Below are 11,395 nucleotides of genomic sequence, written 5' to 3'. Positions count from 1 at the left end.
CGGTATGATCGAATCAATGACGTGGCGATCGACTGACGCACTCTTTTAAGATACAAGGGGCGGGTTTTACCAACAATATTTGATAACCGCAAACAATCTTGTAAACCCGCCCCCACACCACCGATAACCCAGATTAACCTGATATTCGAGCGAATCCAAAAAATGTAGATTCGGATTTGCCGCCCAAGTGGGGGCGGGTTTATTATATTGTTGGTTTCTGGCATAGATGATTGGTAAAACCCGCCCCTACAGGATGCGTGAAGATACAAGAAGCGATTTCAATCGCCAGTTGCTAAAAAAGGTTTCAGCCTACGGTTTTAAACAGCGGGGTGTCTGCTATGTCTGCTAAAAATTGGGCGAGTTGTCGATCGAATAATTGAGTTTGATTTCTTTTCTCAACCCAACCTCCACAGTTTGTGGTAGTAATCGAAATGGAGTGAAATATAGCACCTCGGTAAGGACACAACAATGTTGTCTCCCTACTGCGTTGTAGGCAATTTACAATTGCTATATTTATCCTCGTAAATGCTTAACGCTTTGGTTTCTTTACATCAACAGTTTTCGGCTTAGCCGCCGGAGTGCGCGGATAAAACTTAAACTTATTGAGCGCAGCACTTGCCGATTTAGCCACACCGCTATCTATATCTCGCAAAGCTTTTTGTAGCAGCGGAATCACTTTTTCAGACTTAATCATTGCTAGTGCTTCCACAGCAGCTTCGCGCACCTCCGGGTGAATATCTTGAGCTAATTTTCCCAAGGTTTCTATTGCTCGCTGACCTTCGGATCTCAGAGCATTAGCAGCAGCCATTTTACCTAAAGCCGACGCTGCAAACTTGCGGGTTTCTTTGTCCTCACTTTGAACACATCCCATCAACTGCGGTAGGGAATAGCTTGGTGCTTGTCTGGTAATTGGAAACTGTTGTTCTACTGCTGGTTGATGTAAATCAATTGGTTGTGGTTCCGAAAAATCTGTGTAATTTAACTCTTCTTCAACTTCTGTTTGATTTAACTCACTTGACAGTTCCTGCCAAACTTCTTCTTGTGATAAACCTTCGGCAAATTCTGTTGAATTTAACTGACTGAACTGCTGCTCCGGGACTTCTTGTTGTTGTACATTACTTTCGTACTGCTCTTGCAAAGACCTGATAGTAGCTTGCATCTGAGCTTCGTGAGCTCTCAACTGCTCGTGAGCCGCTTGCAACTGACTCTCGTATTGCTCTTGCAAAGCCTCCATATTTAACTGCAGCTCAACCTCGCGGTTCTCATATTCCTCGGCAGTTTGCCTCAAGCGAATTTCGTGTTCATTTTGCAAGTTTTGCAAATGTTGCTCCATCTGAGCTTGATAATTTAGATGCAATTCGTCAGCAACTCTGAGTAAGTGATGTTCGTGTTCGGCTTGCAAAGATTGGATATTTTGCTGCATCCTAGCATTGTTAGCGGCTTCTAATTCCTCGCTGATTTGTCGCCGCAGCTCAGGCTCGTGTGCGCTGACAACTTGTTGGAGCTGACTGTCGCGTTCTGCCTGAACTTGTTGGAGCTGACTGTCGCGTTCTGCCAAAACTTGTTGGAGCTGATTTTCATATTGAGCCGCAACTTGTTTGAGCTGGTTTTCGTATTGGGTAGTAACTTGTCTGAGTAAATTTTCGTGTTCGATAGTAGCTTTTCTAAGCTGATTTTCCCGTTCTCCTTTCTGAGATTCTACAGCTTGTTGCACCCGCGACATCTGAGCTAATTCTATTTCCTCAGTAATTCTGCGAGTTTGCTGCAAGTATTCTTGCTTTTGCTTCTTTAAGCGCTTTTCCACTAACCAATAAGCAACTGCTACCCCTGCCAAAAAACCTACGATCGCTCCGATGATACCCACAACTGAGATCCTCCCGACAAAATAGTGATGCTGGACTTTTTACATTTAACCATATAGCCTCCTGTAACCGCCCAGTAGCAACAGCCAGGCTGTCACTGCGAGCCAGTGAAGCGCCACCGCAGGCCAGATAGAACCGCTTTGCAGGTATGCGAGGGAGCACGCAACTCCCAAAATTGCCGCCAGTAGCAAAAATACTGGATTCATAAAGGTCGATCGACCAACCGGATAAAAAGTCAGCGCGTTCAGCGGGTGGTAAACTACAAAAACCGCCAAACTCGCACATCCCCAAAACCACAGCATTAACCCAGAAGCCTTCTCAAACGGGTGCGGCAGCATTAACACCCGGAACAATAACTCCTCGGTGATGCCCGGACTTAACAAACAGCCAACGAGCACTCCCACAATTGTACGCCGAGAGGTTTGCACGTCTACTTTTAGAAATCCTGACCAAAAACCAATGGAAAGAGCGATCGAAGTGTAAACCAGCGCCAGCATAGCTGCAACCAGCCAATCGGTGAAATCGGGAATAGTTGAAAAAGCTAGGGTGATGCGGCGTATCAGGAATCCCGGCAGCGCCATCGCACTAAAATTTAACATAATCAAACTGATCCTTAAAATTTTCAAACAGATGTTAGCAGTAAGTTGAGCCGTTTATTATGCAAAACGAATCATTGCCCCCCGTCAGAGTCCGCGTTTTTGTTTCGGGATTAGTTCAAGGAGTAGGATACCGATATTCAACGAGGAATCAAGCAAAGTATTTCGGCCTGGGCGGCTGGGTAAGAAATCTCCCCGACGGGCGGGTGGAGGCTGTCTTTGAAGGATCTAAAAAAGCTGTGGAAGGAATGATTAGTTGGTGCCGCCGCGGCCCCACCGGTGCTACGGTTAGTGAGTTGGTTTTGGAATACGAAGACCCGGAGGGCGATTCCCTTCAAGATAGCTCCGCCGCGCGTACTTTTGAGATCCGGCGATAAAACAATAAAGGGAATAATATGCGGTTGAAACCGCTACTGTATAAACGAGGTCTGCCTAACCTACGGCAGACTTCGCTCACGCTGACTAAAGAATGAATCGGATAAAAAGCGTGAATTTGGTATTGCCACCTTATCAATGATGAGCAAGTTGACTTAAATTAGCAAACAACTGAGTAACTTTGGTCAAATCTTTATCTCCCGGCGCTATTTCTACGCCGCTAGAAAGGTCAACACCGCTGAAGTTATTGCCGATCGCCCTATCAATTGCATTTAAAATATTATCGGGTGTTAAACCGCCCGCCAGCAGCCAAGGACACTGCGGTCTAAACTCTGATAACATCATCCAGTCGATCGTTTTACCAGTACCGCCCAATTGCCCTGGATGGTAAGCATCCAGCAGTAAAGTATCGACACGAACAGCATAAACAGCAGCGGTGGCTAAAGTTTCAGGAGTCTTAACTCTCAGGGCTTTGATAATTTCAATTCCCGGCAAAAACTCCCGCAGTCGATCGCAATATTCCGCTGTTTCATCTCCATGCAACTGCACCCCGCTTAAATTTGACTCTGCCGCTACTTGACAGATATTTTCTATTGTGGTGTTGGCAAAAACGCCGATGCGATCGACATTTTCCGGCAATTGCTCGACAATCAGGCGAATTGTTTCTGGGCTGACATAGCGGGGGGAAGCCGGCACACAGATAAACCCCAAGGCCTGGGCTCCCAAGCGGGCGATCGCAATTCCTTGGTCTAATTTAGTGATTCCGCAAATTTTAACCCGCACTCCGACTCCTCCCTTCCGAATTTGTATCAAAATATAAACGAATTGTTAACTATTAAAACAAATCTTAGTTTAATGCAAAACGCTTTTTATAATCTTGGAACTCAATATATCTGTGAAATCAGGAGATAAGAACATGATTAACTCATCTTTGCTGTTGGCAGTACAATCTACCGCTCCCTCAACACCGGAGTGGTCGCCACTGGTAGGACTGACAATGATTTTATGCAATTTGCTGGCGATCACGATCGGCTACTACGGCATCTCCAAGCAAAACCGAGGCAAGGGCCCAGCTTTACCCGTTGCACTCCCTGGAATGTTCAAAGGCTTCGGCGTACCAGAATTGCTGGCAACAGCCAGCTTCGGCCACTTGCTCGGAGCCGGAGTAATCTTGGGCTTGGGTAACGCCGGAGTTCTGTAAAAATCAGGGGAAAGGCAAAGGCAAGGGGTGAGAAAAGATATATAGCAGCAATCCTAAATCATTTGGGAATTTCTTACTCCCTCCCCTTACCAAGGGGAGGGTTGGGGTGGGGTAAAAAGTTTACGACTCATTTAGGATTGCTATAATAGAAACTCTTTCTTGCTCTCCTTTCCCAGGAAAATTCATGCAGACAGGTTGGCGAATCGGCTCTTTATTTGGCATCCCCCTAGTTATAGATTATTCGTGGTTTATAATTTTAGCCTTAGCAACCCGCGAATACGCCAGCAGTTACCGCCTGTGGGGGCCTGCGCTCTCCTGGAGTGCGGGGTTAGCAATAGCTCTGCTACTGTTTGCTTCCGTGCTCTTGCACGAACTCGGACACAGCTTGGCGGCGATATCGCAAGGCATTAAAGTTAATTCTATTACCTTATTCTTATTTGGTGGAGTAGCTTCGATCGACTCGGAATCAAAAACTCCCGGTCAAGCTTTTCAAGTAGCCATTGCCGGCCCTCTAGTCAGCTTTGCACTGTTTTTAATCCTCGGTTTGGGTTCTCAAGTTCTTCCCCCGAAAAGTTTGCTAGCAATTGTCACCGAAAGGGTAGCACTCATCAATCTAGTTTTGGGATTATTTAACTTAATGCCCGGTCTGCCTTTGGATGGAGGGCAAGTTTTAAAAGCAGCAATTTGGAAAATCACTGGCTCTCGATTTGCCGGCGTTCGCTGGGCAGCAAAAACAGGACAAGTTTTAGGTTGGCTGGCTGTTGCTTTGGGTCTGAGTTTATGCTTGTTAACGCGCGAGTACGGCGGCTTGTGGATTGCGCTGATCGGCGGGTTTGGCATTCGCAATGCCACTGCTTATAGCCGCTTGACTTCACTGCAAGAAGCCCTGCTCAAAATTAAAGCCAGCGATGCGATGAGTCGCGAGTTTCGAGTTGTAGATGCAGATTTGACTCTGCGAGAATTTGCCGATCGATATTTGTTAGAAGTCAATCCGTTTCCATTTTACATTGCTGCGACCAACGGCCGGGATTTGGGCTTAGTGTCGATCGACGATATCCGCCTCACAGAACGCAGTCAGTGGCAAATTCAGACTTTGCACAACATTTTGAAACCCCTGGGAAAAACCCCCACAGTCTCGGAAAAAGCATCCCTGGCAGAAGTAATTAACAGCATGGAAGCCCGTCAACTCCCCCGAATCATCGTCCTCTCGCCGATTGGTTCAGTAGCGGGGACGATCGATCGGGGCGACGTGGTTAAAGTTTTAGCAAAATACCTCAAACCCCAGATTTCAATCGCCGACATCAAGCGCAGCAAAGAAGAAAACAGCTATCCGCAGGGATTGCAGTTAAGTGCGATCGCCAAAACCGCACAAGAAAACTAAAAATTGGGTATCGGTAAGGGGCATCAGCGATCAGTTAAGATGTAGCATACTTTGTGACTCAGGGTTGAAACACTAAATTTTATGCCCCAATTCTTTAAGAGAATTTATCATAAATTTGCGGAGGGACTTGGGAAAAATTTAACTCATTTATTCCCCAACGCTGACTTGCAACCTGTTGCTATTATCTGGATTGTCGTGACCGGAACTCTATTGGGCGTAAGGCATTTAGGCGGGTTGCAGCCACTAGAATTAAATGCTTACGACCTCATGGTGCAGTTGCGACCCGATCCTGGCCCTGACCCCAGGTTGCTGATAGTTGAAATCACCGATCGGGACATTAGTGCTTTAAACAGATGGCCAATTTCCGATCGCGTTTTAGCAAAAGCGATCGGCGAAATAGCGCGTTTGGAACCCACAGCTATTGGTCTCGATATAATTCGTGATATTCCCTACGAACCGGGGAGTGCAGAATTAGCAACTCAACTGAAAAACCCCAAAGTATTTCCCATTACCTTCATCGGCTCCTTAAAGTACGATCGAGTCCAGCCACCTCCCAACATACCAGACAAGCGGGTAGGATTTAACGATTTGTATCTCGATCCAGATGGTATAGTGCGTCGTAATGTGATGTCTATTGGCGATGGTAAAAACACGTTTTATTCATTTCCCTCCAGGCTAGCTTTTGCATATTTTGATAGCAAAAATATAGAATCTAAAGCTACAGAAAACAATGAATTTTTAGTAGATAAAACAGTATTTTCAAAGTTGCGATCGAACTCAGGAGGTTATCAAAACATTCCTGCCCAAGGCTATCAAATATTGCTCACTTACCGCTCTCCTAAAAAGATAGCAGAAACCGTGACCATAACTCAAGTTTTGGAGGGCAAAGTAGACCCCAACTTGGTAAAAGATAAAATAGTCTTAATCGGGGTGACAGCCCCAACAGTAAAAGATATTTTTTCTACCCCTTACAGCGCTACTAAAAACGGTAATATCCCGACGCCTGGGGTATTAATTCACGCAACGGCCACCAGCCAAATTCTCAGTGCAGTTTTAGACGGCCAAGGGCTATTTTGGTATTGGGATGAATGGCAAGAAATCCTCTGGATTGTGGTTTGGAGTGCAGTGGGTGGCTGTTTAGCTTGGCGGCTAGAAAAATCGCTGAATTTGATGGGAAGTGCGATCGCAGCTTGCGGCTCATTATTCGGATTCACCTTTTTCCTCTTCCTACAACAGGGGTGGATACCTCTAATTGCTCCAGCCCTTGCCCTTTTAATCACCGCAGGAGTCGCAGTTACCTATAAATACGAGCAGTCGAGACAACAGCAAGGGATTGTGATGAAATTATTAGGACAACAAACTTCACCCGCGATCGCAAATGCCTTGTGGAAAGAGCGCGTCCATCTGCTCGAATCAGGGTTATTGCCCGGTCAAAAAGTTACTGCTACTATTATCCTCACCGACGTGCAGGGTTTTAGTACAATCTCCGAAAAACTCGCGCCAGAAGTGGTAATGAGTTGGTTAAATGAGTATTTATCAGCAATGGCCCAAGAAGTCCAAGCACATCAAGGCGTGATTAATAAATTTACCGGAGATGGAATGCTGGCAGTATTTGGCGTACCCATTCCCCGCACCACAGCAGAAGAAATTGCAGAAGATGCTCGCCTTGCCGTATCTTCCGCTTTAGCTATAAGTTCGCGCTTGCCAGAAATGAATCAAAATTGGCTCGATCGCGGTTTACCGGCCGTAAAAATGCGAGTAGGCATCTTTACAGGGCCTGTTATGGTGGGTAGTCTGGGAGGCACAACCCGTTTAGAATATGGAGTGATCGGCGACAGCGTAAATATTGCCTCTCGCCTAGAAAGCTGCGAAAAGGAGCGGCACGAGGACACTTGCCGGATATTGATTGCAGAAGAAACCTTTCTGCATTTGGCCGACAAATTTGAGGTAGAATCTTGGGGAGCTTTGCCTTTAAGAGGTAGGGAACAAAAAGTTAATGTCTACCGGGTTTTGGGAAGGAAAAAGAAATAAAAAGAGAGAATCTCTCCCTACAAATTCATGGAGTTAATGTGAAAACAATTACTAAGTTTCTCATCAATCTGATATCAGTTGGCTCAATAGTATTGATAGCCACACTTAACATTTCTCAATTGGCAGTTGTGGGACAGCCCAGCATAAACACACCTGACCGCCCACCCAACCCTATACCGGGAGGGCCGCGCTTCATTCCGCCTACTGAAGATATAGATAATTGGCCCCCCACTCAACCGAGACGGCCTGTGCGCGGTGGCTGCGCGAGCATTAGTCAGCTAGGTCTCACAGCCTTAGTGCCTAAAAATAAGATCGGACGGACTGTTTTCGACTATCCAACGTTCTTTTTCTACTTGCCTAAAACAGAGGCGGAATCAGCCGAATTTATCCTAAAAGATGAAAGCGGGAAGCAGATTTATAAACAGGATCTCACAATTAGCAATTTATCAGGGGTGATCGGCGTTAGTATCCCCGCTAACCAAAATGTGCCGCCCTTGGAAGTAGGCAAAAGTTACACTTGGAATTTTACAGTGATTTGCGACTCTCTAGACCGATCGGCAGATCAGATAGAAATCGGTACGGTACGGCGAGTTGAACTCAGTGAAGATATCCGCCGTCAATTAGATCAGGCAGATCCGCGCCAGAAAACCGTTATTTATGCTGAAAATGGGATTTGGCAAGATGCCCTCAGCACCCTAGCTGCCGCTCGCCGCGATCAGCCTAATGATACAACGTTCAAGGCTGATTGGGAAAGCTTGCTGGATTCTGTGAAATTGGGCGAAATTGCCAAAGAGCCGATCGTTCAAATTCCGCCACAGCCATAAGCTCTACTGCATTTAAATTTAACTTTTTTGGCGTCGGATCAACGGCCCGGAAAACTTTTAATAAAAATAACTGTACAAGTTTTTAACTTGTATCAGTAACAGCCAAGATGGCTATTCTACAACAAATAATTTTTCTTGTGGAACGGCCATCTTGGCTGTTCCCAAAAGGCGGTATACCCACAATAGTTATCCCAGAAAGCTCTTGTGGAACGGCCATCTTGGCTGTTGCCCAAAGGTGGCAGTAAACCCCGCCCCCAAATATGCAGGTTAAATGTGAAACAGCTTATTACTTGTTAATTCCAAAATATCCTGCCATTCCCGATCCGAAAGTGGCTGCACCTCCAAATCAATTTCAAAACAGCGACAAGCCGCCGCACTCAAAACATCAATGACAGTGGCAATCAAATCATCTCCCCCTTGAGATAGAGGTAATTGCACAGGAATTAAATCCTCCCCAAACACTTGAGAAAATAATTTAACATCCGGCTGCAAACGCATCGAACCGTGCTGCAAAATAGCATCACCCCGTCGCAATTGAGCGCTACCAATTAACTTGTGGCCATCAAGTGTAACTAAATCCGCACCCGTCGCAGTACCAAAACAATTCGGATTGTGAATATAACCCCTTCCCGCTTCCCCGTATTGCAAATCCAAACCCATCGCCCTCCAACCCTCAATCAAAAACTCGCAAATAGTCTGATAAGCTTTCATACGGCTGCTTCCAAATCCCGACGCCACAACTGCATAAGTTAAATCCCCTTGGTGCAGCACGGCGCGCCCGCCACTGGGCCTCCTCACCAACTCCACAGGCATTCCCTGCCAAGACAACTGCTGCCAAAACTCCGGCCATCGGCGCTGGTGGTAGCCCAAGGAAATCGCCGCCGGTTGCCAAGTGTAAAACCGCAGAGTTGGCGGATGTTTGCCCGCTAGATGCTGTTCCAGTAGCCATTGGTCGATCGCCATCTGCACGCTACCAGACGCCGACAACAGTGGAATTAAACGCCATACAGAATGAGCCATCAGTCGCGAGTCCTTAGTTTCTACTCAATAATTCGCAGAATGTTTTAAAATTAGTAACAGTTTTTTGGGCCTGTCTTCTAAGTTGGTGCAAGTTTCACGCCAGCCGGTGCTTTAGAAATAAATAGAAAAAATAATCGCAGAACCATGAGCAACAGTGTAATTGTCATTAACGACGAAAAATTTGAAACAGAAGTCCTGAAAGCAGAGCAACCAGTGCTTGCCTATTTTTGGGCTACTTGGTGCGGGCCTTGCAAACTGATCGCGCCTTCGGTAGACTGGGTGGCGGCCAACTACAGCGATCGGCTGAAAGTGGTTAAAATGGAAATTGACCCCAATCCTAATACTGTCAAGCAGTATAAAGTAGAAGGAGTCCCAGCTCTCAGGCTGTTTAAAAATGCCGAAGTAGTGCTTTCTCACGAGGGAGCCATTACTAAACAAACTTTGATCGGTTTGCTCGACGCTCACTTATAAAGTTTGGAAATGATTCGGGAGTTGCCAACTCCCAAATTACAACTATAGCAATCCCCAATATTTTTTTAACATCTCTCTTTCATCCTCGATATTCCTCTCTGACTCTGCGCCCTCTGCGCTCTCTGCGGTTAGTAAAAAATAATTTAGCTAATATAAAAATATTCCTTAAAATTCCCCAAAAATATAGAAAATATGCAATTTGCAAAACGTTTAGAACCACTGCAATTTAATGTATTTGCCGATATGGATCGGGCAAAAACTCAAGCTAGAGCAGCGGGACAAAATGTGATTGACTTGTCTCTGGGTTCTTCGGATTTGCCGGCGGCTGCTCACATTACAGATGCGATCGCACATTCTCTGTCCGACACCAGCACCCACGGCTATTTGCTATTTAACGGCACAAGAGATTTTCGGGAAGCAGCAGCTATTTGGTACGAGCAAAAATTTGGGATTGCAGTCAATCCAGAAACAGAAGTGCTGCCGTTAATTGGTTCCCAAGAAGGCACAGCGCATATGCCTTTAGCTGTACTCAACCCTGGAGATTTTGCTTTGCTGCTCGATCCGGGCTATCCTTCCCACGCGGGCGGTGTGCATTTGGCATGTGGTCAAATTTATCCGATGCCGATATTAGCAGAAAATGCGTTTTTGCCGATATTTGAAGATATTCCGACAGCAGTGCTGGCTGAGTCGAAGATGATGGTTTTGAGCTATCCTCACAATCCTACAACTGCGATCGCCCCGGTTGCTTTTTTTGAGAAAGCCGTGGCTTTTTGTCGAGAACATCAACTTGTTTTAGTTCACGATTTCCCTTATGTGGATTTGGTGTTTGACGATTCCGTAGGGGCGGTGCCCCCGTGCCCGCCCTCTGGGATCGAGGAAAACCGCAAATTGATGGCACCGTCAATCTTTCAGGCGGATCGAGATAAGAGTGTGGCGATCGAGTTTTTTACACTATCCAAATCCTACAGTATGGGAGGTTTTCGAGTCGGATATGCGATCGGCAATTCCGAACTAATTGCAGCGCTGCGACAGGTAAAAGCCGCAGTGGACTTCAACCAATATCGAGGGATTTTGAACGGAGCGATCTCCGCTTTAACCGGCCCTCAAGATACCGTCAGAACCAGCGTAGAAACCTTCAGAAAACGGCGGGATGCCTTTGTAAACGCGCTACAGGCGATCGGCTGGCAAGTACCCGTACCCCCCGCCACCATGTACGTCTGGGCGAAACTGCCGGAACCTTGGACTGAAGATTCTGTGAAATTTTGCACTCAGCTAGTACAGACTACAGGAGTCGCAGCTTCCCCCGGTGCCGGTTTCGGGAAATCAGGAGAAGGCTACGTGCGATTTGCCTTAGTCGAGTCGCCAGCAATTTTGGAAGCAGCAGTTAAAAAAATTGCTGAGTTTCTCAATTGATTACACGCCTACGGCGAGCGCCGTAGGCGTGTCAACTTAAGCTTTTAGTCCGCCAGTCCTCCCGCTCACTCGGCACTCTTCGCCAGGGAATGAATTCCACGGGGCTTATAGCTAAAGTCCTATCAAAGAGGACTGAAAAACTCATTAGGATCGCGAATTAAATAACTTACAATTTTAATTGTTATTGTGGGATGGGCGTCCCGCCCGTCCAAAAAGGACGG

12 protein-coding genes are annotated in these 11,395 nt (G+C 46.4%); 8 read left to right on the top strand and 4 right to left on the bottom strand.

Annotated elements, in window-relative coordinates; translation table 11 throughout:
* Window positions 1–529: 529 nt before the first annotated feature.
* Window positions 530–1,864 carry a HEAT repeat domain-containing protein gene (locus QUB26_RS30170; RefSeq protein ID WP_333320996.1) on the bottom strand — a complete coding sequence of 445 codons (1,335 nt, stop codon included), beginning with the start codon at window positions 1,862–1,864 and terminating at the stop codon, window positions 530–532.
* A 45-nt stretch (window positions 1,865–1,909) separates the two neighbouring features.
* Window positions 1,910–2,461, bottom strand: coding sequence for a CPBP family glutamic-type intramembrane protease (locus tag QUB26_RS30165; RefSeq protein WP_333245763.1), 552 nt, complete (start codon window positions 2,459–2,461; stop codon window positions 1,910–1,912).
* A 59-nt stretch (window positions 2,462–2,520) separates the two neighbouring features.
* Between QUB26_RS30165 and QUB26_RS30160 the strand changes: the two genes are divergently transcribed.
* Window positions 2,521–2,835 (top strand): acylphosphatase, encoded by a 315-nt coding sequence (locus QUB26_RS30160; protein WP_333245760.1) that lies wholly within the window; start codon window positions 2,521–2,523, stop codon window positions 2,833–2,835.
* A gap of 133 nt (window positions 2,836–2,968) precedes the next feature.
* Here the strand turns inward: QUB26_RS30160 and QUB26_RS30155 are convergent, their stop codons facing one another.
* On the bottom strand, window positions 2,969–3,616 hold the full coding sequence (locus QUB26_RS30155) for a phosphoribosylanthranilate isomerase (RefSeq protein WP_333320994.1): 648 nt from the start codon (window positions 3,614–3,616) through the stop codon (window positions 2,969–2,971).
* 133 nt (window positions 3,617–3,749) lie between these two features.
* On the opposite strand from QUB26_RS30155, the gene psaK reads away from it, so the two are divergent.
* The 5 genes from psaK (at window position 3,750) to QUB26_RS30130 (ending at window position 8,515) form a co-directional block, all read left to right on the top strand.
* On the top strand, window positions 3,750–4,034 hold the full coding sequence (gene psaK / locus QUB26_RS30150; protein ID WP_333070476.1) for a photosystem I reaction center subunit PsaK: 285 nt from the start codon (window positions 3,750–3,752) through the stop codon (window positions 4,032–4,034).
* A 184-nt stretch (window positions 4,035–4,218) separates the two neighbouring features.
* On the top strand, window positions 4,219–5,415 hold the full coding sequence (locus QUB26_RS30145) for a site-2 protease family protein (RefSeq protein ID WP_333320992.1): 1,197 nt from the start codon (window positions 4,219–4,221) through the stop codon (window positions 5,413–5,415).
* Between the two features lie 81 nt (window positions 5,416–5,496).
* A complete protein-coding gene (locus tag QUB26_RS30140) occupies window positions 5,497–7,446 on the top strand; it encodes an adenylate/guanylate cyclase domain-containing protein (RefSeq protein WP_333320990.1) in 1,950 nt (649 codons plus the stop codon).
* A 38-nt stretch (window positions 7,447–7,484) separates the two neighbouring features.
* On the top strand, window positions 7,485–8,270 hold the full coding sequence (locus QUB26_RS30135) for a DUF928 domain-containing protein (protein ID WP_333245750.1): 786 nt from the start codon (window positions 7,485–7,487) through the stop codon (window positions 8,268–8,270).
* 107 nt (window positions 8,271–8,377) lie between these two features.
* The gene (locus QUB26_RS30130; protein ID WP_333302868.1) at window positions 8,378–8,515 is read left to right on the top strand and encodes a hypothetical protein; all 138 of its coding nucleotides are present in this window, start codon (window positions 8,378–8,380) and stop codon (window positions 8,513–8,515) included.
* 22 nt (window positions 8,516–8,537) lie between these two features.
* Here QUB26_RS30130 and QUB26_RS30125 read toward each other — a convergent pair whose 3' ends face one another.
* Complete coding sequence (locus tag QUB26_RS30125) at window positions 8,538–9,290, bottom strand: biotin/lipoate A/B protein ligase family protein (protein WP_333245747.1); 753 nt, start codon at window positions 9,288–9,290, stop codon at window positions 8,538–8,540.
* A 144-nt stretch (window positions 9,291–9,434) separates the two neighbouring features.
* Between QUB26_RS30125 and QUB26_RS30120 the strand changes: the two genes are divergently transcribed.
* Window positions 9,435–9,761, top strand: coding sequence for a thioredoxin domain-containing protein (locus QUB26_RS30120; RefSeq protein ID WP_190663385.1), 327 nt, complete (start codon window positions 9,435–9,437; stop codon window positions 9,759–9,761).
* A gap of 192 nt (window positions 9,762–9,953) precedes the next feature.
* The gene (locus QUB26_RS30115) at window positions 9,954–11,174 is read left to right on the top strand and encodes an LL-diaminopimelate aminotransferase (RefSeq protein ID WP_333245744.1); all 1,221 of its coding nucleotides are present in this window, start codon (window positions 9,954–9,956) and stop codon (window positions 11,172–11,174) included.
* Window positions 11,175–11,395: the final 221 nt, after the last annotated feature.

Source organism: Microcoleus sp. B4-C1 (assembly GCF_036705285.1).
Lineage (GTDB): Bacteria > Cyanobacteriota > Cyanobacteriia > Cyanobacteriales > Microcoleaceae > Microcoleus.
This window is presented reverse-complemented; position numbering and strand designations above follow the sequence as displayed.